This is a genomic window from Paraglaciecola sp. (assembly GCF_039964565.1).
Classification (GTDB): domain Bacteria; phylum Pseudomonadota; class Gammaproteobacteria; order Enterobacterales; family Alteromonadaceae; genus Paraglaciecola.
The window spans coordinates 261,405-287,280 of the sequence record NZ_JBDVXF010000028.1 but is presented as its reverse complement, the minus strand read 5'-3'; the positions used below and the strand labels follow the sequence as shown (position 1 = coordinate 287,280).

General features: G+C 40.4%; 17 protein-coding genes. All 17 read right to left on the bottom strand.

Annotated elements, in window-relative coordinates; genetic code table 11:
* Positions 1 to 5: 5 nt before the first annotated feature.
* Positions 6 to 4,844, bottom strand: coding sequence for an NAD-glutamate dehydrogenase (locus ABJK37_RS12030; protein ID WP_348353827.1), 4,839 nt, complete (start codon positions 4,842 to 4,844; stop codon positions 6 to 8).
* A gap of 533 nt (positions 4,845 to 5,377) precedes the next feature.
* The gene (locus ABJK37_RS12025; RefSeq protein ID WP_348353824.1) at positions 5,378 to 5,599 is read right to left on the bottom strand and encodes a DUF2835 family protein; all 222 of its coding nucleotides are present in this window, start codon (positions 5,597 to 5,599) and stop codon (positions 5,378 to 5,380) included.
* A gap of 31 nt (positions 5,600 to 5,630) precedes the next feature.
* Positions 5,631 to 8,246 (bottom strand): aminopeptidase N, encoded by a 2,616-nt coding sequence (gene pepN, locus ABJK37_RS12020; protein ID WP_348353821.1) that lies wholly within the window; start codon positions 8,244 to 8,246, stop codon positions 5,631 to 5,633.
* Positions 8,247 to 8,319: 73 nt separating this feature from the next.
* Positions 8,320 to 9,819, bottom strand: a complete 1,500-nt coding sequence (gene nhaC / locus ABJK37_RS12015; protein WP_348353818.1) for a Na+/H+ antiporter NhaC — start codon at positions 9,817 to 9,819, stop codon at positions 8,320 to 8,322.
* Positions 9,820 to 9,856: 37 nt separating this feature from the next.
* Positions 9,857 to 11,194 (bottom strand): sodium-dependent transporter, encoded by a 1,338-nt coding sequence (locus tag ABJK37_RS12010; RefSeq protein ID WP_348353816.1) that lies wholly within the window; start codon positions 11,192 to 11,194, stop codon positions 9,857 to 9,859.
* 67 nt (positions 11,195 to 11,261) lie between these two features.
* Positions 11,262 to 13,301: a carboxy terminal-processing peptidase gene (gene prc, locus ABJK37_RS12005; protein WP_348353813.1), complete on the bottom strand. Its 2,040-nt coding sequence runs from the start codon at positions 13,299 to 13,301 to the stop codon at positions 11,262 to 11,264.
* A gap of 4 nt (positions 13,302 to 13,305) precedes the next feature.
* The gene (gene proQ / locus ABJK37_RS12000) at positions 13,306 to 13,950 is read right to left on the bottom strand and encodes an RNA chaperone ProQ (RefSeq protein WP_348353810.1); all 645 of its coding nucleotides are present in this window, start codon (positions 13,948 to 13,950) and stop codon (positions 13,306 to 13,308) included.
* A gap of 20 nt (positions 13,951 to 13,970) precedes the next feature.
* The gene (locus ABJK37_RS11995) at positions 13,971 to 14,258 is read right to left on the bottom strand and encodes a hypothetical protein (protein WP_348353807.1); all 288 of its coding nucleotides are present in this window, start codon (positions 14,256 to 14,258) and stop codon (positions 13,971 to 13,973) included.
* Between the two features lie 5 nt (positions 14,259 to 14,263).
* Complete coding sequence (locus tag ABJK37_RS11990) at positions 14,264 to 14,755, bottom strand: GAF domain-containing protein (RefSeq protein ID WP_348353804.1); 492 nt, start codon at positions 14,753 to 14,755, stop codon at positions 14,264 to 14,266.
* Between the two features lie 28 nt (positions 14,756 to 14,783).
* Entirely contained in the window at positions 14,784 to 15,482 is a 699-nt protein-coding gene (locus ABJK37_RS11985; RefSeq protein WP_348353800.1) for an SIMPL domain-containing protein, read from the bottom strand.
* Positions 15,483 to 15,626: 144 nt separating this feature from the next.
* A complete protein-coding gene (locus ABJK37_RS11980; protein ID WP_348353797.1) occupies positions 15,627 to 17,780 on the bottom strand; it encodes a prolyl oligopeptidase family serine peptidase in 2,154 nt (717 codons plus the stop codon).
* Positions 17,781 to 17,826: 46 nt separating this feature from the next.
* A complete protein-coding gene (gene prpF / locus ABJK37_RS11975) occupies positions 17,827 to 19,011 on the bottom strand; it encodes a 2-methylaconitate cis-trans isomerase PrpF (RefSeq protein WP_348353794.1) in 1,185 nt (394 codons plus the stop codon).
* Between the two features lie 12 nt (positions 19,012 to 19,023).
* Positions 19,024 to 21,630 carry a Fe/S-dependent 2-methylisocitrate dehydratase AcnD gene (gene acnD, locus ABJK37_RS11970; protein ID WP_348353791.1) on the bottom strand — a complete coding sequence of 869 codons (2,607 nt, stop codon included), beginning with the start codon at positions 21,628 to 21,630 and terminating at the stop codon, positions 19,024 to 19,026.
* A gap of 65 nt (positions 21,631 to 21,695) precedes the next feature.
* The gene (prpC, locus tag ABJK37_RS11965) at positions 21,696 to 22,820 is read right to left on the bottom strand and encodes a 2-methylcitrate synthase (protein ID WP_348353788.1); all 1,125 of its coding nucleotides are present in this window, start codon (positions 22,818 to 22,820) and stop codon (positions 21,696 to 21,698) included.
* 92 nt (positions 22,821 to 22,912) lie between these two features.
* Complete coding sequence (prpB, locus tag ABJK37_RS11960) at positions 22,913 to 23,794, bottom strand: methylisocitrate lyase (protein WP_348353785.1); 882 nt, start codon at positions 23,792 to 23,794, stop codon at positions 22,913 to 22,915.
* Entirely contained in the window at positions 23,791 to 24,465 is a 675-nt protein-coding gene (locus ABJK37_RS11955; RefSeq protein ID WP_348353782.1) for a GntR family transcriptional regulator, read from the bottom strand. The genes prpB and ABJK37_RS11955 overlap by 4 nt, the downstream gene beginning before the upstream one ends.
* A 101-nt stretch (positions 24,466 to 24,566) precedes the next feature.
* Positions 24,567 to 25,691 carry an alanine--glyoxylate aminotransferase family protein gene (locus ABJK37_RS11950; protein WP_348353779.1) on the bottom strand — a complete coding sequence of 375 codons (1,125 nt, stop codon included), beginning with the start codon at positions 25,689 to 25,691 and terminating at the stop codon, positions 24,567 to 24,569.
* Between the last annotated feature and the right edge of the window lie 185 nt (positions 25,692 to 25,876).

Genomic DNA, 25,876 nt, shown 5'->3' with positions numbered 1-25,876 from the left:
AAATATCAGCTACTGGCGTTGATGCTTAATAACATTAACTCCCTAAGCGCCACTGAAAACTTTGCAAACTCGTGTGTACTGCTGGTTTTAAATTCTGACATCATATGATACCAGCGATCGAGTAACACTTGGTTATTGTCCATCCAATTATTTAAAATTGATTCCGCATCTTTATTTTTTGGATCACCAGCCAATAATACTGAAGTAATAGACCTTTGTTGCCAATCGAGTTCTTCACGATATGAAGCCCGTGCTAATGCCTGCCAATGATTACTCACAGCTTGCCCATCGATTTGCGACAAGAACCAATGTAATTCAAGTTTTGAACCTAACTTAAAGTACAAGTTAGACACTAGTTTAATGTCACGATCTTCAGTTTCAGCAATTTGTGATAAATCCATACAAGGAAACATATTGCTAAGTGACGCCACTCTGTAAGCAATAGCATCTGGTACACCAGCGGATGTCAATTCTAAGCTCAAACTTTCAAGTTGTTGATATTCGCTTTCTACAAGGTAATCTTGAATATTCGCAAATAAGTCATCAAAGGTTGAACGGTAACTATCAATAGATTCTTGAATACTAAGAGTTTTGCTGCCATGACGTAAATACCAACGAGAAGCTCGGCGCATAGTTCTTCGCATACTATCTAACATTCGCAATTGCACGTCAGAGGATATCTTGTTATCTAGATCTTCAATATCATCCCACAAGCTTTGCATGCCAAAAATGCCTTTCACTACAGAATAGGCCGTGGCTATTTCATCAACACCCGCCCCTGTTTCTTCTTGGATCCTAAATACATAGTTCATACCCATATCGTTAATAATATTATTCGTTAACTTAGTGGCTATGATTTCGCTTCTTAGTGGATGTTGTTGCATCTGCTCTGAGAAATTTTCTTGTAGTTTCTTAGGAAAAGCTTCAATCAACAGTTTACCGTGATAGGGGTTATCGGTAATGGGAGCAACGTTAAATAGCTCTTTCATGACCATTTTTCCATAGGCAATCAATACTGATAACTCGGGTCTCGTTAAGCCACAGGATCTTGCTAACCTATCAGAAATTTCATCGTCTGCTGGAATGAATTCCAATTCTCGGTTTAAGTACCCTTCTCGCTCAAGAGCATGTATAAATCGCAGCTGTTCTCTTAATTGACCAACGCCACCGAGCGCGGAAATGGATATAGACTCAGTTTGACGGTAACAATCATGAATAACTAAATCGCCTACTTCATCAGTCATATCGTACAAAATCTTGTTACGTTGTTTAATGGTTAAATCGCCAGCATTTACTAAAGAATTAAGTAAAATTTTAATATTGACTTCGTTGTCTGAACAATCGACACCACCCACATTATCAATAAAATCAGTATTGACCTTGCCGCCATTTGCGGCAAACTCGATTCTACCTAATTGAGTCGCGCCTAAATTTCCACCTTCACCGATAATCTTAGCTTGTAATTGATTACCATTAACCCGAACATCGTCATTGGCTCTGTCGCCAACTTGGGCGTGACTCTCCTTAGTACTTTTAACGTAAGTACCAATGCCACCATTCCAAAGTAAATCGACGGGCATCTTTAAAACGTTATGGATAAGTTCGTTTGGCGTCATGCTTTGTTGTTTAGTACCCAACCATTTTTTCATTTCTGTTGTCAGCTTAATGGACTTAGCTGAGCGGTTGAAAATGCCTCCTCCTTTCGAAATTAGTTTACGGTCGTAATCGTCCCAACTAAGTGAAGGATTATCAAATAAACGTTTTCGTTCTTTATAGGTGGTTTCAATGTTAGGGCTGGGATCAAAAAAGATATGTAAATGATTAAATGCACAAATTAGTTTCGTGTGAGTAGATAACAACATGCCGTTGCCGAACACATCCCCAGCCATGTCACCAATAGCTACACATGTAAAATCGGTGGTTTGGCAATCTTTTCCCATTTCTCTGAAATGACGTTTAACTGATTCCCAGGCTCCTTTAGCAGTGATCCCCATTTTTTTGTGGTCGTATCCAATGCTACCACCTGATGCGAACGCATCGCCTAACCAGAAATTAAACTCTTCTGAAATTCCGTTGGCAATGTCAGAAAAGGTAGCAGTGCCCTTATCTGCAGCCACTACTAAATACGCATCATCTTCATCCAATCTGACCACATCCTTAGGATGCACCACTTTCCCTTCGACTATATTGTCAGTAATATCCAATAAACTGCGGATAAATATTTTGTAGCATTCTTGACCTTCTTTTTGAAATGCTTCACGTCCTTGATCCATTGGCAAGTTTTTACAAACAAAGCCTCCTTTGGCACCTACAGGTACTATCACTGTATTTTTGACTTGCTGGGCCTTAACTAAACCCAAAATTTCTGTTCTGAAGTCCTCTTGTCGGTCCGACCAACGCAACCCACCACGGGCCACTTTACCACCTCTTAAATGTACCCCTTCAATTCTCGGTGAATACACAAAAATTTCGAATTTCGGTCGTGGTAACGGCATGTCTGGGATAAGCTCAGGCAACATTTTGTAAGAAATGTATGACTTTTCTTTACCCTGCTCATCTTTTTGATAAAAATTGGTGCGCAATGTCGCCAAAATTAAATCCAGATAACGGCGAATGATCCTGTCATCATCTAGGTTAGACACGTTCTCAAGTTGTTCTTTAATACTATTGAGTGTGGCATCTTCCAATTTTTCACTGCGTTTAGTATTAGGATCAAATTTTTGATGGAATAGTTCTACAAGTAGCGTGGCAATATTGGGGTAGTTCGCCAGTGTGTTTGCAATATAATCACGGCTAAAAGAACTACCAATTTGACGCATATACTTAGCATACGAGCGTAGAATAGTGACATTTCTACCTGTTAACCCTGCTCCCAATACTAAACGATTAAAGGGATCATCTTCCAAAGCGTTGTACCATACTTTTGAAAACGCCGTTTGGAATAACGTCTGCGCCTGCTCCATATCCATATCATTGCTGGTGTTATGCAACATGGAGAAATCCATAATCCAATTAACTTGTTCTTCATTTGGACTGATCTTATAGGGACTTTCATCAATGACCCTAAGCCCAAAATTTTCTAGCATAGGCAATACAGCGGATAGATGAATTGGCTCATTTTTATGAAAAAGTTTTAGGCGAACCGCTTTACTCTCTGGACCCTCTTCTTGCGGTCGATAAAACAACATATCTAGAGTATGTTCAGTATTGAGTAACTCGAGCTTTTCGATATCGACTAATGCAGCGCTAGGAAGATTATATTCTTTGTAACTGCTAGGGAAAGCATTCACGTACCTTTGTTCAAGCCTCTTTCCTTTGGCCTCACCATGATTAGAACGGATCGAATTCGCTAGTCTGTCATCCCAGCTCTTAGTTAACTCTATGATGTTTTTCTCGATATCCTTCACATTATAATCCGCATTGTTGTTTTTCACTCTGGCAATGTAATGCGTTCTCGCATACACAGATTCTGAAAAGTAAGTCGTAAATTCCACTTCTTGTTCGCTGGCGAATGATTGTTGTAGAAGCGTTTGCGTGTCTTTTCGCAATTGAGTGTTATAGCGCTCTCTTGGAACATAAACTAAACAGGATATAAACCTTCCAAACACGTCTTTACGGGCGAATAACCTCGAAATCCCCCGCTCTTGCATTTGGAATATACCCAAAATAATCTGCGCTAATTCGGTTACGCTACCCTGCAATAATTCATCTCGTGGATAAGTTTCAATGATATTCAGAAACGCTTTATGACCGTGGGAGTCTGGATCAAATCCAGATAGTTTTGATATCGCATCGATTTTGTCCTGCAACACAGGCAATTGCGTCGCACTGCTATTATAAAATGATGCCGAATATAGACCGATAAATCTATCTTCACCCACCACTTTACCTTCATCATCAAAGCGCTTAATACCCACATAATCTAAATAGGCTGGTCGATGTACTCTAGAGCGCGAATTGGTTTTGGTGAGCATCAAGGGATTGTTACTCAGAGCCTCTTCCCTTGCTGAAGACGGAATATTAGATAACACTCTTTCTCGATTCGTTTTTGAGTTTTTCATCAATCCTAAACTAGAGTCATTATCTGCTACCCAACGGTAGTCACCTTTTATACCTTTGGCACTATAGGAGCGGTACCCCATCAAGGTGAAATTATGATCGTTTAACCATGTCAAAAAGTTTTCTGTTTGTTTCTTTTCTTGTGCTGAAATTGGACAATTACACTTAGGAAACTCATCGATGATTTGTTTTAATCTAGCTCGCATTGGCTGCCAGTCTTGCACAGCTAGAGACACGTCGTTTACCACAGACATTAACTCTTCGGTTAGTTGTGTTAATGCTTGCTTTGAGGTTTGCCTGTCTACTTCGATCAGGAATACTGTTTGCCTGATTATCTCTTTGTGTTTACTGTTGGAGTCCTCAAAAGAAACAAAAGAGTGTTGTTTGTCTCGTTTAAGACCTATTGGACAATGCAACAATAAGTGTGCGGTAATGCCCATTTTATTTAGTGCCATTCTCACCGAATCGACTAAAAATGGCATATCAGTGACGATAATCTCTACGATAGTGTGTGTAGATTGCCACCCATGCTTACTAATTGCAGGATTAAAAGCACGAATAAAGGGTGCGTCACCTTTATAGTCTACAAATTGATTCCATAGACTTAACGTCGCACCGTACAAATTGTCATCACTACGATTATCTAAGTCATCTCGCGCTATATTTTTAAATAATATTTTCGAAAAATTTGTCACTTGTTCGACTCGTTCAGGAGCCACTTTTTTATTAATTAGTTTAAAGACATTTTCAAGTAGAATTGAATGTTGGTTATCTGCAACCGTCATGTGTTTGCCCATTCTTTTATAACATGTGAGTGGTAGGAAAATTTGTCAATACTAAGCATACTAAGCTTTTAAACATTAGCCATACTAGATTAGACAAAAGACTGAGATATATACAGTTTTTTGTATTTTATAGGTTATTCTCGCTAAAATTATCGTGCAATAAAAGACTTATATTTACTTAATTTTAACAAAATTCATAGCTATGCAAATTCACAGCATAAAAAAGACAAAACATCGCTACAAGCTACAAATCACGCTAATAATTATGCAAATATTTTTTAATAAAATATTGGCCTAACCGCAGGAGTTTCACTACTTAATATTGGATGGGGGCAATTGTCTAATTTACCCGATGCTTAAGTTCAATCCTAGAAATATCTAAAATTAACGAGGCAGGGGTAAATCTTAGGTATCTGACCGATTAGTAGTAGGTAAAACCCACTGACATTTAATGACTTGTAATAAGCGTTAAAACGAAAACGTGCTGTGTTTGATTTTGAAATGCGTGAACTGCGGATGAGTAATGTAGAAGGTTATGCAATCTTCTCAAAACTCTTAATTTTATTATTACCGTCAATCATCAACCTGAAGCGCCCTTTGATACCAATTGGGCTGACATGGGGTCTTAAGTTCTTCACTGGTAACTGGATCCGTTTCCCATTGTCAGCCTGCATAATCACGGTATTAATGCCTGGTTTATAAAGTTGTTCACATAACTCATACTTGAGCGATAAGGTAAAATAGAAGGTTTCCATATTTATTTTCTTAAATTAAAAACCCACCACTCTATGGTAAACTTTTAGATATTTTTTCAAATAAATCTTTACTCAAATCTTGGGTATCTCCGATACGCATAAGCTGATGCTGCATAAGTTTTTGTCTGGTCTCATCCACTTTTTGCCATTGTATTAACGGCGTAATTATCCGTGCCGCCACTTGCGGGTTAACCTCATTTAATTTTATCAAATAATCAGCGACAAATTTGTAGCCTGAACCGTCAATATTGTGGAATCCCGCCACATTAAAAAAGCTAAATGTTCCGATTAAGGCACGCACTCTATTAGGATTACTGATAGTAAATTGACTGTGGCTCATCAACATAGTTATGCGTGACAGTATATCAGTACGATCGGTGTTCGCATGCAACGCAAACCATTTATCCAAAACGAGAGGATCAGCTTGCCACTTTTGTTCAAATTCCAACATTAAGTCTTCAAATAAGTTCAAATCTCCCAGTTGCGCCGCGTTAAGTACCCCTAGAGTATCAGTCATATTATCCGCTATGCTAAATTGTTGCCTCAAAAGATGTTTGGTATCTGAATGTTCAGACAACGTTAGATATTTAAGGGCCAAATTACGCATCTTTCTTTGTTCGACTTGTTTAGGTTCATAGGCATAGGCCTTCATTTCAAACTCAGAATATAAGGCGTGCCAGTCTTTTTGGAAGGTTTGTGCTAAGGCTGCATATAATCGTTTTCTTGACTGATTCAAGACATCGATATCAACACGATCTTTTTGTTGGAATAAGGTTTCGAAACTAGGGAGTGTCAGCATTTCAGCTTTTAATGCCAATGTAATATCTGTAGCTCGAAAAACAGGTTCGAACATAGCCACAGTTTCTTTAATTGACGCCTTTTGTTGCTCTTCAGTTTTAGTACCTAAGTTATGAATGCAGTCACTAAATAACATTTGTCCTGCGTCCCATCGCGCAAATTCGTCGGGTGAGCCCAACATCACGTTTTCCAATTGCTGTTGGGTGTATTCGTAATCGAGACGAACAGGCGCAGTGAACCCATGTAGTAGCGATGGAACTGGTTTAGAATTTACGTCCTTGAATTCTAAACCTTGTATTGTGTCTTTGAGTTCAATTGTGGTTTGTACCTCATTAGCATCATTGAGTTTCAACGCCTCGCGTTTATCATCGAGTAAACTAAATTGAATAGGTATCACCAAATTTTGCTTTTCTTTTTGATCAAAAGTGGCTGAATGGGACTGTTCAAAATCTATTCGATAGGTCTTAGTATTTGGATCATAAGCATCTTTTACGATTACCTGAGGGGTTCCAGATTGACTATACCAACGACGAAATTGAGAAAGATCCTTATTATTGGCATCTTGCATAGCTTGTACAAAATCATCACAGGTCACCGCTTGACCATCGAAGCGCTCAAAGTACAATTTTATGCCTGCTAAAAAACCAGATTTCCCCAACAAGGTGAATAACATTCTGATCACTTCAGACCCTTTGTCGTATACGGTCACAGTATAGAAATTATTCATTTCTATGACTTCGTCAGGCCTAATCGGATGCGACATCGCGCTAGCATCTTCAGCAAATTGACGCTCTCGAATAATTCTGACGTTTTGAATACGGTTAACGATTGAAGAGGACATATCAGCACTAAATTGCTGATCGCGAAAAACCGTCAAGCCTTCTTTCAAACTTAGCTGAAACCAATCTCGGCAAGTGACTCTATTCCCGGTCCAATTATGGAAATACTCATGGCCTATAACGGCTTCAATATTAAAATAATCTTCATCAGTAGCTGTTTCTGCATCAGCCAATACAAATTTGCTGTTAAATACATTTAGACCTTTGTTTTCCATCGCTCCCATATTAAAAAAGTCTACTGCAACTATCATATAAATATCGAGGTCGTATTCTAACGCAAACTCTTTTTCGTCCCACCTCATGGCATTCTTAAGTGAATCAAGTGCGTGCTGTCCTCGCCCAATCATGCCTTTATCTACAAATAGTTCTAAAGCAATAGTTCTGCCAGACTGGGTGACAAAAGAATCTTTCAACAGATCGAAATCACCTGCAACCAAAGCAAATAAATAACAAGGTTTATAAAAAGGGTCTGACCATTTTACCCAGTGTTTTCCATCTGATAAGTCGCCATAATCGATTTTATTACCATTGGAGAGCAAATAGGGAAACGCCTTTTTATCTGCGATAATCGTGACATCATATTTGGCTAGCACATCTGGTCGGTCTAAGAAGTAGGTTATTTTTCTAAATCCCTCAGCCTCGCATTGCGTACAATATGCACCAGCTGAAAGATAGAGTCCTTCTAAGCTAGAGTTTTCTTTTGGGTTGAGGGTATTTTCGATACGCAATTCAAATTCATTACAACCATTATCTAAATCGATAGTCAACGTGGTCTCTGTTAGCTGATACGAAGTGATGGTTACGCCATTTATTTGAACCGAATTTAGACTTATTCCTTCGCCATCTAAAACAAGAGCTTTGTTATGTTGACCATTTCTTGTTACTTGTGAAATACACACTACTTTTGTATTTGTTTCTAATAGCGTAAATTCGAGATCGACATGATTGATTGAGAAATCTGGTTGTTGATAATCAGCACGTTTTTTTACAGCGGGAAGTATAGTGGACATTATATCCTCAATAATGAAAATGAATTAACAAGAGAAACTTAAATTGCTGCCTGCAAAGCAGCAATTTTGCACTTTATGCCTTGGTTTCTGCCGGCTCTGAGGGTAATTCAGCGTCAGCGTTAACCTCTGGAACGGGTATACGCAAAATCTTAATGCCAAGATACGCATAGATAATAGCTAACACGGGGTTAATTAAATTAAAAAACGTATAAAATATATAATCTAACGGGTTAACAGCTAATACACCGTGCATATATACACCACAAGTATTCCATGGAATAAGAGGTGACGTTAGAGTCCCACCATCTTCTAAACTACGGGATAAATTTAGCTGATGAAGACCACGTTTTTCAAATTCATTTTTGTACATCCTACCAGGCATAACAATTGCCATATATTGATCGGCAGTGATTATGTTAGTGCCAATACTCGTCAAAATTGTTCGGGTAATCATATCTCCAGCTGATTTGGCACCCTTTAAAAATGCACTAACCGCTCGTTTAAGTAAACCTACTCTTTCTAATACGGCTCCGAAGGTCATGGCACACATGATTAACCAAATGGTATTTAGCATGCTTGACATACCTCCTCGGCTTAACAAATCATTCAAAGTGTCACTTGGTGTAGAAAAGGATACGCCATCAAACAGTGCCGTCCAAACCACAACAATCGAACCTCGAAGTGCACTTATGCCCTCTCCGGCTAAACTGGCGATAACTTCCGGTTGAAATATCGCAGCCCATACTCCGCCTAATAATGCCCCGATTGCAACAGCGGGAAACGCTGGCACTTTTTTAATGGCCATAGTTAACAAAACCAATAGTGGCACTAACATATGCAAACCCAAATTAAATTCTTGCTGCAACAAGGTTTGCATTTCTTGAATACCGCTGGCAGTTTCGGGTAAATCTGCGCCTAAGCCAATCACAACGAACAAAATCAGTGTCAGTACAATACTGGGGACCGTTGTCCACAACATATATTGGATATGTTCAAATAAATTAGTGCCGGCTATAGCGGGTGCCAAATTCGTGGTTTCTGAAAGTGGCGAGATTTTATCTCCAAAATAAGCCCCCGATATGATTGCGCCGGCGGTGATTGCTTCAGACATTCCCATACCTATAGACACACCCATTAGCGCCACACCAACAGTTGCAGCCGTTGTCCAAGAACTACCGATACTCATAGCGACGACGGCACAAATAAGACAACTTGCCGCGTAAAACATCGACGGATTGAGCAAATCCAATCCATAATAAATGAGTGTGGGAACCGTCCCCGCTAACATCCAAGTACCAATTAGCGAACCAACCGCTAACAAAATAAGAATTGCACCTAAGGATCGAGAGATCCCTTTAATTATACCCTGTTCAATATCATCCCAACTATAACCATTCTTTAATCCGATTATTGCCGCAATACCCATGGCTATTAATAAGGCGATTTGATTGGGCCCAAATGAGGAATTATCTTCAAATAAGTATACAGAACCACCTAACAGCGCAACTAAAATGACGATAGGTATCAAGGCATCAGATAATGAAGCTTCGGCTTTTGTTTTTTCAATTGTCATAAATTTAAACTATCCTGAAAAGTCTAGATAAGGTGGATTAACCAGCGATAGAACGATAAAACATAATGGCTATTACTACTGGACAAACAAAACGCACATACCACGGCCAAATTTTCCAGAAAATACTATGCTCAGCTTGTTCATTACCTAGTTTTAATTCCGCCAATATTTGATCACGTTTCCAGACCCACCCAGCAAATATACATAACACTAAACCAAGTAGCGGCTGACTATATTTAGTAGTTAAATCAATGACCAACCCAAACAAATTCCCCATATTTAATGCAATTGTAGAACTCAGAGCAAAGATAATCAGAGTTAATGTCCAAACTGCTCGCTTTCTACCGATGCCCTTACTTTCAACAACAAAAGCAACCGGTACTTCAAGCATAGATATTGAAGAGGTTAACGCCGCGATTATCATTAACGCAAAAAAGACAAAGGCCACATAAATACCAACTGTTCCCATGGTTTCGAACAAAGAAGGTAGTACCGCAAATATTAGATTAGGGCCTTCAATTAATGCCCCAGTATCAGAAAATATTTTCACTCCGTTATGTAGAGCTACGTACATAGCAGGAATAATTAGCATACCTGCCAAAATTGCAACACCTATATCGACTAGTGCCACTGAGGCTCCGAGTGTAGGTAAGTTTTCGTTTTTACTGACATAGGAACCGTATACCAACATAGTACCGACCCCTAACGACATAGAGAAAAACGCTTGCCCCATTGCACTAATCAACAGATCTGGTTCCATGATTAAACTGAAATTAGGGAGTAAATAGGCTTTCCAACCTGCTGCGGCACCATCTAGAGTAGAGACATAGATGATTAATAATCCAATGATTAAGAAAAGAGCTGGCATTAATCGAACTGACCAAAGTTCAATCCCTTGTTTAACCCCCCCCGTAACTATACTGGCGGTTAAACATAAAAAGATACCTGAGAAAAGTATGTCTCTGGTGTACGAAGAAGAGATTAACCAAGTTGAAATCGTTTCTTGACCAACCATATTACTAATAGTTTGCAAAAAGTGCGATAACATCCAACCGGCTACCAAGGCATAAAACGAAAGGATCAAGGAAACCGTCACAAATCCCCACACCCCTGTAGCGCGCCCTATCTTACTGCCAGATATTTTGCCCAAAGCATCAACCATATTTGAGCGTGTCGCTCTACCTATGATTAACTCTGCCATCAGCACCGGATAGGCGAGAAGAAAAGCGAGTATGATATACACTAAAACAAATGCCGCGCCGCCATTGCTGGCAACTTGGGTAGGAAACCCCCAAATATTACCGAGACCTACTGCTGAACCAGCAGCAGCCAGCACAAACCCCATTCGAGACGAAAACTCTCCGCGTACTGCCATGTGTTGCCCTTATTATTTTTATTATTATATTTTAAAATATTTAAAGGCTGCGTAATGCAGCCTCTTTTTAATTTTTGTCGCTATTTATGGCGTACTTACCCATAGCTAAAACGTCATAGGTAATATTCGCCGCTTCTTCTAAAAACGGGTCGACCGATTCTAATTCTTCAGGTAAGTCATCCAAACTCTCTACTTTTTCTAATCCTAAACGCGCTAGTCGTTCATTCGTGCGCATTAGGTTACGTTTTTCATTTTCATTTTTTTCTTGAAGGCGCTCTGCTTCAACCAACGAAATGGTTTTATCTTCCTTCTTAATTCTGTAGCGCTCTAAATCTTCATATATGTAATTAAATTCCTTTTTAATTCTTTGATTATGTAGTTCTGTTAAACCTTTTACGGTATTTTTGTTTTCACCAAATGTAGTGTAATTGGCTCTAGCAATACTGTCCCAAGGTAAAGCGTTTTCTTCTTGGCTTTCCCCCCAATCAGCATGTTCTATTACAGACGGGAATAAAATATCCGGAATCACTCCTTTGTGCTGGGTACTGCCACCATTGATTCTGTAAAACTTCGCGATAGTAAACTGAACACTACCTAGAGGATTCTCGTACAAGTCATAGATACGTCCTAGTGGACGATGCTGTTGCACTGTACCTTTACCAAAAGTTTGTTCGCCTAGGATCAATGCGCGATTATAATCCTGCATCGCTGCAGCAAAAATTTCTGATGCCGAAGCACTATATCTGTCCACTAAAACAGTCAAAGGCCCATCATAAAAAACCTTGCCATCTACATCTTTTTCGAGTCGAATACGCCCTGCTCCATCGCGTATTTGCACTACTGGACCTTTATCAATAAACAAGCCCGATAGTAAAGTGGCTTCAGTTAACGAGCCACCGCCATTGCCACGCAGATCAACAATCACGCCTAAAACACCTTGCTCGTTAAGGCTGTCAATTTCCTTCTTAACGTCTTTGTGCAAGTTATTGTAGAAAGAAGGAATTGAAATAACCCCTAACTTCTGATCTTTATGAGGACCATCTTTAGGAATATAAACTTCAGATTTGGCTGCCCTGTCTTCTAACTTAATTTTGTCTCGGGTTAACTTAACCACGACAGGCACTGAAGATTCAGAGGAGCCTTTGACCACTTGTAATTTTACAATGCTACCTTTAGGCCCTTTAATAAGTTCGACAACTTCGTCCAAACGCCAGCCAATAACGTCAACAAACTCATCGTCGTCTTGGGCAACACCCACTATTTTGTCTTCAGGCTTAATATTGTTTGACAAATCTGCAGGCCCGCCAGGCACCACACTTCGTATAACAGTAAAATCATCTTCACTAAGCAGCACTGCGCCAATCCCTTCGAAAGAAAGGTTCATTTCCATTTGAAAACGTTCAGCGTTTCTCGGCGACAAATAACTGGTATGCGCTTCTATACTGCGCGCAAATGAATTCATTACCGTTTGAAAAACATCTTCACTAGAGGTCTGCGTTAGACGCTTGATGGCGCGCTCGTAGCGCTTGGTCAGTAATTCTTGCGTTTTAGGCCAATCTTTACCTGCTAATTTCAAATTAAGAGCGTCGTACTTCACTCTTTGACGCCATAACTCATTTAATTCTTCAGTATTTTTCGCCCAAGGCGCCTCTTCACGATCGTAAGTAAATTTATCGTTAGCAAGAGCAAAATTAAATTCTTTGTCTAATAAGGTTAAAGCATACTCGTATCTTTGTGCACGTCGCTGCATATTGAGTTGATAAATCTCATAAGCAATACTTAAATTACCTCGCTCAATCGCATCATCAAATTTACTCTTATATGCTTCAAAACTCTTGATATCTTCAGCAGTAAACACGTTGCGATTGAAGTCTAAAGACCGAATAAAGCGGTCAAATATTTTAAGCGACAACGCATCATCTAAATCAATCTGTTTATAGTGGGCTCGTAAAAATTGCGACGAGACCCTTTTTGCTGCTGCCACATGTTGTGACTCTTGTGCCAATTTGGGTAAGTCTTTGACACCCAAACTACTCTCTATTGCTATAGAGCCAGAACTCATCACCAATAAAGCTGATGCCACAGATATACGAATTGATTTAATCATTATTTTACCTTTTAGAACGAGCCAACCTCAGGTTTTCCAACTGAACTTTGACAACCATTCCTGTATCAAGTTGCACTTGAATGCCATCTTTACTGACATCAGTAATAGTCGCGGGCATGGGACTCTTGCCAATTTTCACGGTTACAGCGGTTCCTGCTACAATATGTTGTTGTTCCAATCGTTCGGCGGGAGGCTGCTTTACCTTTGTTTGTTCTTGTTTAACGACCTTAGAAGTAGGTTTAAATTTAGGCGCATCTTTCTTTTTAAACGCCTTTTTTACCTCAGCACCCGTTGCCTTTTGTTCTTTACGCTTTTCTGCCACCTTAGCTTTACTCTCGTCAAGCTGCTTTTTAGCGTGTTCGATATGCTCTTCTTCAATAGCTGCAACTTCATTGCCATCTAAATCGATGCGTTTCGCACCTTTTTTGATGCAATGCAAATAACGCCAACTATTGGTGTAATGCCTTAATGACGAACGTAGCAATGTTTTACTGACGCGCTCTTCGTTTTCCAATCGTTCAGCTAAGTCTTGAAAAATACCAATTTTTAAAGGTTTAGCGTCGCCCTTGTTACTAAAACAGGCGGGGAATTGTTCGACTAGGAAGCCAATGACTTCTTTGCTGTTCGTAAATTTCTGTAGATTGTCCATTCAGTCTTCTAGTTAGTTCGTTAACGGGGTTCTTGGTGCTCATCATCCCAAGTTGCTAGAAGTTGGTCAACCCAGTCATACAAATCATCTTCATCAATATCGAGTAAATGCGCATCTTCTCGCCAATTTTCCCAAATATATTGGATCATATTCTCTAATGACGTCGAATTTATGTCTTCATCAGCTTTATCATAAAGCATATGAAGAATAGTATTTATCCTATCCGTCGCGTCAAAAGCTCGATCATCCCAAAAATCCATGTCGTCAACTGTCGCCAATACGACTTGGATATCTATACTGCTTTTCACTAAGTTTAACTCCTTAGAATATCTTCTGCGTCATTGACCAAACTCGCCTGCAGTATATCAACGATGCGACTGAGTCCGGTTTGGTCATCAAGATCGAACCTAGCAATCTCAGGACTGTCGATATCTAGAACGCCAATAATCTGGTTTTCTTTTAAAATAGGTAACACAATTTCCGAATTTGAAGCGGCATCACAGGCAATGTGTCCCGAAAACTGATGCACATCTTCTATTAATTGAATGGAATTTTCTGAAACAGCGGTACCACATACCCCCGTGCCAATTGGAATACGTATACAAGCAGGTTGTCCATGAAATGGTCCCAAAACTAATTGCTTGTCTTTTAATAAATAAAACCCTGCCCAATTTACTTTTTCTAATCCCCAATAAAGTATTGCACTTATGTTCGCCATATTGGCGATTAAATCTTGCTCACCAGCAACTATTGCTTCGATTTGTTGTGCCAATTGCACATAGTGTTGCTGTTTATTTTCTGCCATCAATTTCAACCTAATATAAATTTACTTTCTATTTAGAAGCGTTTTGCAAAGCAAAGACAACCTTCACCCTTGCCTCGGTTAACATTTCTCCAGCTTGGTAACTTTCAGACGCTTGGAATTGCCGCGCTTTAGCCATTATTGGCGCTGGCTGCCCTGATGTTTGCTCTAATATGGATATGACACCAGATAATTTCAAGCCCAATACCTTAGCCATATCCGCTGCTCGTTGTTGTGCGTTTAATAACGCTTGTTGCAACGCAGCTTGGTAATGCTCATCACTTTGGCTATTTGAAAAACGAAATTGATTAATATGGCTCACACCAAGGTTTAGAACGGCATCTATTGACTGTTCGTATTTGGTTAACGAATCTAAGGTTACCGTTATCTGTCTGGTTAGAATAAAACCTTTTTGTTCTTGGGTGTTATTTTTATACTCTATCCAAGGATTAAATCGTATTTGTAAAGATTGCACCTGTTGCTTATCGACACCTATTTCGAATAGAGCTTGGATTACCGAGTTTGTCTTTTCAATAATGGCTTGATTAAGGAGGGCTGCAACTTTTCCCTTTTCCTCAATAGACAAACTAAAACTAAAGCGATCTGGGACACTTTGTATGCTTCCCGCACCAAAAACCTCAATAGTCCTGTGTTGCTTAACGTTAGAACTTTCTTGAGCAAAGGTATTGCCAATCAAAAGTGTGAAACAAAATAGTAGACAAATTCGCATATAAAAAACCTCAATAGGGGACATTTCAAATTCAAAGAGGCGCTATCATAAATATAGAGAAATGAATAAAGTATGAACCAATTGCAATGCAGACATGATTAAACAACATATGGCAGCAACTCATTGTTGCTGCCATGCAGCCATTTAGTCCATTAATTTTTGCGATAAAAATGTATATTCCAAGGCTGTTCGTTTCGCTGTTTCACGCAAATTAGCTGACGCAGAATGCCCACCATCTATATTTTCATAATATTCAAAATCATGACCATAGTTTTCCAATAGATAAGCCATTTTTCTAGCATGAGCGGGGTGCACCCTATCGTCTTTAGTCGAAGTAACAAATAATATTGATGGGTAATCCCCTTTAGGATCAATATTATGCAGTGGAGATATCTTTTCTAAAAATTCTCTCTCATTTGGAATATCAGGACTACCATATTCACCCACCCAAGACGCACCTGCCAACAACTTGTGATACCGCAACATATCTAACAAAGGAACCTGACAAACAACGGCATTCCAAAGATCTGGCCTTTGGGTATACATGACCCCCATTAACAACCCCCCGTTTGAGCCACCCATTATCCCTAAATGTTCGGGTGAGGTGATTTTCTTAGCAATAATATCTTCGCCAACCGCGATCATGTCATCATAGATAACCTGACGCTTGGTTTTTAGTCCGGCTTGATGCCAATTAGGTCCAAACTCTCCTCCCCCGCGAATGTTGGCCAACACATACACACCGCCTTGCTCAAGCCAATTTTTACCCAGTATTCCAGAATAACTAGGCTTTAGAGAAACCTGAAAGCCACCATAGGCATACTGCAAGGTTGGGTTAGATCCATCGTATTTGATATCTTTTTGCCTAACCACAAAATAAGGTATTTTTTCGCCATCTTTAGAACTGGCTTGAAATTGTTCAACGACAATATTTGAAGCGTCAAAACGAGCAGGAATAGATTTTATTTCCGTGATATCCAAATTGTTAACATCTACTTTAAACAAGGTGTCTGGTGCAACAAAACTCTCCTGATTAACAAAAATGATATCGCTGTCTCGATTAACCGATGAAACTGACATCGAACCATTTTCTGGCATAGCTAACTTTACATGGGACCACTTAGTATCAAAGTCATACAAATAGAGGTTACTTTTGACATTTTCTAACAGTGTTAACACAACTTTGTTAGCAGAAATAGACACGCCATCAACAGTGGATCGTTGGTCAGGATGATATAATAGTTGTAAATTTTTAATTTGTTGCTTTTCTAGCCAATGACTCAAATCAAAAGAAGCTAAATCCCCGCTTTCAAAGGTTTGCTGGGAACCAGTCGGTGACCACTGTTGATTGAGAGACAAAACGAGTTGCCCCTTAAACACACCTTCTACACTTACTTTTGAAGGCAAAGGTAATTGCTTTGCTTCGCTTCCATCATCAGGAAGCCAAAAATATTCTGATTCATAAAAAGTACGCGCACGTACCAGCATGTTAAGGTTTTGCTCACCGAGTTTTACGGAAAAAGGAAACACCCCAACGTCGGTTTGTTCACCAGAAAAAACATGTTTGGCCTCAGCGAGTGGTTGCCCTCTTTGTAAGGTTTTAACAATATATGGATAACCACTTTCAGTTAAGGAGTTTTCTCCCCAGTCAGTGGCAATGTTAAGATTATTGATATCTTTCCAATTGAAGTCCGTTTTTGCTTCAGGAAGTGTAAAACCTTCTTCCAAAAAGGTCTGCGAGCTGTGGTCCCATTCGCGTATTTCTACAGAGTCTTTTCCTCCATTAGACAAGGAAATAAGGCATCGATCGTAATTACCTTCAAAACACTTAGAGCCTTTATATACCCAATTTTTTTCCTCTAGTGCTGCTAGGTTATCTATGCTGAGTAAATTTTCCCATTTCGGTTGTGCTTTAGCGTATTCGTCTAGTGTTGTTCTTCTTAATAAGCCTCGAACGTTATCTTCATCTTGCCAAAAGTTGTAAACATAGCCTCCTCTATAAGTACCATAGGGAATTTTATCTTTTGAGTTAACAATTTCTAATCCTGCATCGAAGTATTGCTGATAACGCTTGTCCGCCATCAACTTCTCTAGAGTAGTATCATTCCATTGGTTGACCTTAGTTAAGGCTTGTTCGCCTTCAACCTCCTCTAGCCATAATGGCGCATCGGTAGCCTTTTTAGTCATAAGGGGAGTTTGTTGTTCCATGTTTTTTTGTTGCTCTGGTTCAGGATTGTTACAGCCAGCTAGTATACATGTACTTGCAATAACAACCGTGGTTAGTAAGTTTGCTTTCATTATTACCCCTTAGGTATGTGTTTGTTTAACCATGCTAACCTAAAAATTACTTTAACGATGCATCAGATGGAATAAAGACCTCTCCTTTCATTAACTTTCTCGCACTTCTACTCATGGATACCTTTTTGACTTTCCATACGCCATTTTCAAACTGTGTATGAGCCCCCACCTTCAAGGTGCCTGAAGGATGACCAAAAGTAACTGTCTGCATTTCTTCTCCACCCGCGGCTAAATTTACTAACGTGCCTGGAATAGCAGCTGCTGTGCCTATTGCAACAGCGGCGGTTCCCATCATCGCATGATGCAACTTGCCCATTGAAAGTGCTCTCACAGATAAATCGATACTCTGAGCATTAATAGTTTTACCACTAGAAGTTAAATACTGTTGCGGTGGCGCAACAAATGCAATCTTAGGCGTATGTTGACTGGTTTCGGCTTCATCTAGATGTTTGATAAGGCCCATTTTTAATGCCCCGTATGCGCGTATGGTTTCAAATCGATTAAGGGCGACATCATCACTATTAATCGCTTCTTGCAACTCGGTACCAACATAACCTAGAGCCGTTGCTTCTAGAAAAATGGTGGGGATACCTGCGTTGATCATGGTGGCTTTAAAATCTCCAATTTCAGGTACATGCAAATCATCGATAACGTTTCCTGTCGGAAACATTGCTTCATCGCCATCTACAGGCTCAACAAATTCAACTTTGACTTCGGCGGCTGGAAACGTCACACCATCTAACTCAAAATCACCGGTTTCCTGAACCTGACCATCTGTGATAGGTACATGGGCTATGATGGTTTTATTGATATTTGCTTGCCAAATACGTACCAAACACACGCCATCTTTGGGGATACGCTTTGCATCAACCAAACCATTGGATATAGCAAATGAGCCCACTGCAGCGGTTAAGTTGCCACAATTCCCGCTCCAATCTACAAAGGGTTTATCAATGGACACTTGGCCAAACAAATAGTCAACATCGTGATCCTTGTGATCACTTTTCGACAAAATAACGGTTTTGCTAGTGCTTGATGTTGCACCTCCCATACCGTCTGTTTGTTTTCCATAAGGGTCAGGACTACCAATCACTCTTAACAACAAACGATCTCGAGACGGACCTGGCTGTTGCGCTGATTCAGGTAAATCATCAAGGCTAAAAAATACGCCTTTGCTGGTGCCACCACGCATATAGGTGGCAGTAACAGCAAGTTGTTGACTATGACTCATATTGATAAATCCTTATTCTGAGACCGCAGACTCAAGAAAATCCTGTGCAAAACGTTGTAGTACTCCGCCTGCTTCGTAAACTCGCACTTCCTCTGCAGTATCTAAGCGACATGTCATCGGAACGTGAACTTGTGAACCGTCTTTTCTGGTGATACGTAAAGTTAAGGTTTCGCCTGCAGCATAATCACCGATAACGTCATAGGTTTCGGTGCCATCTATACTTAAAGTATGCCGAGTTGTGCCGGGTTTAAACTCAAGAGGCAACACCCCCATCCCCACTAAGTTTGTGCGGTGAATTCGTTCAAAACCTTCAGCCGCTATAACTTCAACTCCTGCCAAACGCACACCTTTAGCGGCCCAATCTCTAGAAGAACCTTGCCCGTAATCAGCACCAGCAACAATAATCAGAGGTTGTTTACGTTGCATATAGGTTTCTATGGTTTCCCACATACGCATGACTTTGCCCTCAGGCTCTAGTCTAGCTAAGGATCCTTGCTGCACTTTTGCGTCTTTCAATACCATTTCGTTTAACAATTTGGGATTAGCAAAAGTGGCACGTTGCGCCGTAAGGTGGTCGCCCCTGTGTGTAGCATAAGAATTAAAGTCGACTTCAGGCACGCCCATTTTATCTAAATACTCACCTGCCGCACTGTCTAACATAATGGCGTTGGAAGGTGATAAATGGTCAGTTGTAATATTGTCACCTAACACGGCTAAAGGACGCATGCCCTTCATGGTGCGCTCTCCTGCAAGGGCTCCTTCCCAATAGGGAGGTCTGCGGATGTAAGTACTTTGTGGTCGCCAGTCATATAATGGACTTTTGGCGGCTTCAAAGGAGCCTAAATCAAACATCGGGGTGTACACTTTTTTAAACTGTTCTGGTTTAACATACTCAGAAACTATGGCATCAATTTGCTCGTCACTGGGCCAGATATCTTTTAGTGTAATGGCATGGTTATTTTTATCATAACCCAGTACATCTTTTTCAATGTCGAAACGTATAGTTCCGGCAATAGCATAGGCCACCACTAAAGGTGGTGATGCTAAAAATGCCTGTTTTGCATAGGGATGAATTCGCCCGTCAAAATTTCGGTTACCAGATAATACGGCTGTTGTGTATAGGTCGCGCTCTACCGCTTCTTTTTGAATAACAGGATCTAAGGCGCCACTCATGCCGTTACAGGTGGTGCAAGCGTATCCCACAATACCAAAGCCTAATTTTTCCATTTCTGGTAATAAGCCTGATTCCTCTAAATAGAATTTAGCGACTTTAGAGCCTGGTGCGAAGGATGATTTCACCCAAGGTTTTCGAAGAAGTCCCAATTCATTGGCTTTTTTGGCTATTAAACCAGCCGCCACAACATTACGAGGATTACTAGTATTGGTACAACTAGTAATCGCCGCAATGATCACTGCCCCGTCAGGCATTTGACCTTCTTTTTGTTCAACACTGTACGCAATGCCTTTTAAAGCCAGGTCACTGGTGGCTACTCGGCTATGGGGGCTTGAAGGGCCAGCCATGTTGCGGCCAACTGTCGATAAATCAAATTCCAAAACTCGTTGATACTGCGCTTCTTTTAGGTCATCAGCCCACAGGCCGGTATGTTTAGCATAGGTTTCTACCAACTCCACTTGTTCTGGCTCGCGGCCTGTCATTTTAAGATAATCAATGGTTTGCTGATCGATATAAAACATGCCCGCTGATGCACCATATTCTGGCGTCATATTTGAAATGGTTGCGCGGTCACCAATGGTTAATTCAGATGCACCCTCGCCAAAAAATTCAAGGTAAGCAGACACAACTTTGGCATTACGTAAAAATTCTGTTATCGCTAATACAATATCAGTCGCAGTGATCCCACTTTGTCGTTTACCTGAAAGTTTTACGCCAACAATATTAGGTAATCGCATCATGGATGGGCGACCAAGCATCACGGTTTCAGCTTCTAGCCCACCAACTCCAATTGCAATTACGCCTAGTGCGTCTACATGGGGAGTATGACTATCTGTGCCTACACATGTATCTGGAAATGCCACTCCATCACGCAACTGAATGACAGGAGACATTTTTTCCAAATTAATTTGATGCATAATGCCGTTGCCAGCAGGGATCACATCCACATTTTTAAAAGCGGTTTTGGTCCATTCGATGAAATCGAATCTGTCTTCATTACGTCTGTCTTCTATGGCTCTGTTTTTATTAAAAGCATCATGATCATTTCCATCGTGTTCAACTGCTAAAGAATGGTCCACAATCAACTGTGTAGGAACAACAGGATTCACCTTAGCAGGATCGCCACCTTGATCTGCAATAGCATCTCGTAGTCCGGCCAAGTCAACCAAAGCGGTTTGGCCTAAAATATCATGACATACAACTCGAGCCGGATACCACGGAAAATCTAATTCTTGTTTGTTGTGGATTATTTGTTTTAAGCAATCATTGAGTGAATCTGGCTCACACTTTCTGACAAGTTGTTCGGCTAACACTCGTGAGGTATAAGGTAATTTGGCATAAGCCCCTTGGCTAATTGCTTCTATCGCTTCACGGGTATCAAAGTAGTCAACATTGACGCCACCGATTGAGTAACCGGGAAGAGGTTTGCGATGTTCGTAATTCATAAAGGTATCCAGAGTTTAAAGAAGGACGTCAGGCCGAAATGTTTCGACCTGTTACTAGTAGGTCTTTATCGTTGGCTAATTGCGGTTACTTTTCTTGGTTCTGATCCAACGTAATCAGCACTTGGTCTAATAATACGATTGTTCGAGCGTTGTTCCATAATATGCGCTGCCCAACCTGTTAAACGTGAACACACAAATATCGGGGTAAACAATTTAGTGGGTATGCCCATAAAGTGATAGGCCGAAGCATGGAAGAAGTCTGCATTACAGAATAACTTTTTGGTATCCCACATAAATTCTTCACAAGCTACTGAAATGTCATAGAGTGAACTATCACCAAATTCCTCTGCTAATTTCGCTGACCACGCTTTGATAATGACATTACGTGGGTCAGACTCACGATATATAGCGTGTCCAAATCCCATAATTTTCTCTTTACGCTCTAACATGCCAGCCATTTGTTGTTTTGCGTCAGACGGCGAGCTGAATTTTTGGATCATATCCATAGCCGCTTCGTTTGCACCTCCATGCAGAGGACCTCGAAGCGATCCAATCGCGCCAGTCACACAAGAATACATATCAGATAACGTAGAAGCACACACACGAGCCGTGAAAGTAGAGGCATTAAATTCATGCTCTGCATATAAAATGAGAGATACATCCATCACTTTACTGTGCAGTTCAGATGGGGAATCTCCGGTTAGTAATTTGAGGAAATGCCCACCTAAAGAATCTTCGTCAGTCACACAATCTATTTCAATACCGTCATGACTGTATCTGTACCAAAAACACATGATGGCCGGAAAAGCGGCTAACAATCTATTGGCTGCTTTATTTTGTTCACTAAAGTCTACTTCTGGCTCAAGGTTACCTAAAAAAGAACAACCTGTGCGCATCACATCCATGGGGTGCGCATCAGCAGGAATAAGTTTCAATACTTCTTTTAACGCGGGCGGCAAATCTCTGTGTTTAAGTAACTCTGCCTTGTAACTGTCAAGTTGCTGTTGATTCGGAAGTTCACCGTTAAACAACAGATAAGCCACTTCTTCAAAGGTGGCGTTGTCTGCCAAATCTGATACATCATATCCACAATAAGTAAGGCCAGATCCTGACTTACCGACAGTACATAATTTAGTTTCACCCGCACTTTGACCTCGAAGGCCCGCACCACTTAATTTTTTATCAGTCATATTTATGTCCAACTTATATATTTAAACCCTTGTTCTACGCACAAAGGTTGTAAGGTTTATCGTGATCTAATGTGTACAAATTCTCTAGATAGTTACTTATTTTTACCTTCAGAAAACAGCGAGTCTAGTTTCTGCTCGTAAGCATGATAACCAAGATAATCATATAACTGAGAACGGGTTTGCATGGTGTCAATCACCGCTTTTTGGTCGCCATTATTCAAAATAGACTGATACACATTTTCAGCCGCTTTATTCATTGCTCTAAATGCGCTAAGTGGATAAAGCACCATATCAGCCCCCCACTCACCTAATTGCTTTTTATTCCAGAGTTCGGTTTGCCCAAACTCAGTAATATTTGCCAGAATAGGCACTTCTAATGCTTCTGCAAAGGCTCGGTAGTGTTGCTCTGTTTTAATTGCTTCAGCGAAGATCCCATCAGCGCCAGCGGCTACATAGGCTTTTGCTCTATCGATTGCCGCTTCTAGACCTTCTTGTGCAAATGAATCAGTGCGCGCCATGATAAAAAAATCGGGGTCGCTACGTGCATCAACCGCTGCTTTAATTCGATCAACCATTTCTTCAGTAGAAACAATCTCTTTATTGGGGCGATGACCACAGCGTTTCTGTGCAACCTGATCTTCCATATGTACCGCAGCCGCGCCGGCTTTTTCCATATCACGAATGGTTTTTGCGATGTTAAATGCTCCCCCCCATCCGGTATCAATATCAATCAACAATGGTAGGTCACAAGCCGCAGTAATGCGCTGTACGTCCACCAATACATCGTTTAAAGAGGTCATACCGAGATCGGGTAATCCATAAGATGCGTTAGCTACGCCTCCACCGGATAAATAGATAGCTTGATGTCCGATTTGTTTTGCCATCATTGCTGAATACGCGTTAATAGTGCCAACAATTTGTAGAGGGCGGTTGTCTTTTAAAGCTTGACGAAAGCGTTGTCCGGGAGTTTTCATAAGGTATTCATCCGTTTTTCGACGTTTTTACGTGATGCTGAAATATGCCTACGCATAAGAATTTCAGCCAGTTCTCCATCTCGATCTTCGATGGCTTGAATAATGTGATGGTGTTCAGAAAATGCTTTTTTGGCTCTAGGACTGGCCATACCGAATTGATATCGGTACATGCGTACTAGGTAATATAACTCTTCACACAATAGGCGGATTAACAATTTATTGCCGCTACCCATTACAATTCTAAAGTGAAAGTCTACATCCCCTTCTTGTTGTATATAGGCTTCACCTTGTTGCAAAGATTCATGTTTGTTGTGCACATCGAGAAGGTATTTTAGATCTGCAATTTGTTTTACACTCATGTTCTGCGCCGCTAAGCGACACGCCATACCTTCTAACGATTCTCTGACTCGAAAAATTTCTAATAACTTTTCTGTAGACAACGTCACCACGCGATAGCCAATGTTTGCTTTACGCTCAAGTAAGCCACACCCTTCTAACCGTGATAATGCGTCGCGGAGTGTTGAACGGCTAATTTCGTAATATTTGGACAGTTCCGGCTCACTTAACTTTGAACCCGTTTGAACATCACCCTCAACGATGCGTTGACGAAGATCGATAAAAACCGTGTCAGCACGTGTAAGGCTAGGAGAAATGTTGTTTGATGTTTGCAATATCTTTATTGTCGACAATAATTACTAATGACATTCATAATAAAGCTTATAACAGAAATATCAAGCTAAAACTGTCGACAATAAAACAATTCACAAAATTATTAGTTGAGTACTGCTTCTAAACTAGAGAGACAATAACCGACATTCTTTTGGCTTGAACCACATCCCATCAGCCCAATTCTCCACACTTTGCCAGCCAAACTACCTAGGCCAGCGCCTATCTCTAAATTAAACTCATTTAATAATCGATTGCGTACCTTGGCATCATCAACACCATCAGGGATTAGCACCATATTTAATTGTGGTAATCGATACTTTTCTTCAACCAGAAGTGCTAATCCAAGTTTTTCCAATCCCTCTTTTAAACTGATGTGGTTTCTATGATGTCTTTCCCAAGCTTTTTGCAAGCCTTCTTGTTGCAGAATGAGTAACGATTCATGTAAGGCATAGATACTGTTAACAGGTGCAGTATGATGATAGGCGCGTTTCGCACCTTGCCCCCAGTAACCCATTACTAAATCCATATCAAGAAACCAACTTTGCACCGGATGTGTTCGCTGTTTAATGACAGCAATAGCCCTCTCACTAAAAGACACCGGAGATAAGCCAGGTATGCAGGAAAGACATTTCTGAGTACCAGAATAAATTGCATCAATATTCCAATCATCAACCCGTAACTCGCTTCCCCCCAGAGATGTAACAGCGTCAACTATACTTAAGCAGTCGAACTCTCTTGCTAGTTCGCATAACGCTTTAGCATCGTTTAAGACACCCGTTGATGTTTCAGCGTGAACAAAGGCTAAGGCTTTTACGTCAGGATTAGCTTGTAGGGTTTCCCTGACTTTATTGAGATCAGTGGGTTTCCCCCAATCGTCTTGCACCATGATAGCTTGACCACCACAACGCTCTACATTCTGTTGCATTCGACCGCCAAACACGCCATTTTGACAAACAATAACCTTGTCCCCCGGCTCAACTAAATTCACAAAAACAGACTCCATACCTGCAGAGCCCGGTGCCGAAATAGGCATAGTTAAGGAGTTTTCAGTTTGAAACGCGTATTGTAATAACTGTTTTACCTCATCCATTAGATCAACAAACTTAGGATCTAAATGACCTATTGTTGGCCTAGCCAATGCGGTTAGTACTTCAGGGTAAACGTCAGATGGGCCAGGACCCATTAGAATGCGAGTAGGTGGTGTAAAGGATGAAAATGACTGTGTCATGTAAGCTCCAAAATTTGGTGAATCATTAAGGGGGATTTTTACAGTATTAACTCTCTGCTACAACATAGGTAAATGTATGCTGAGCATAAAAAAGATAAATACTCAAAAGCCCCTACATTTTTAGTTTGAATAAGGTTTTACAACTTTGCTTGAACTGGAAATTTCGAAGAATGTCTAACCCATTG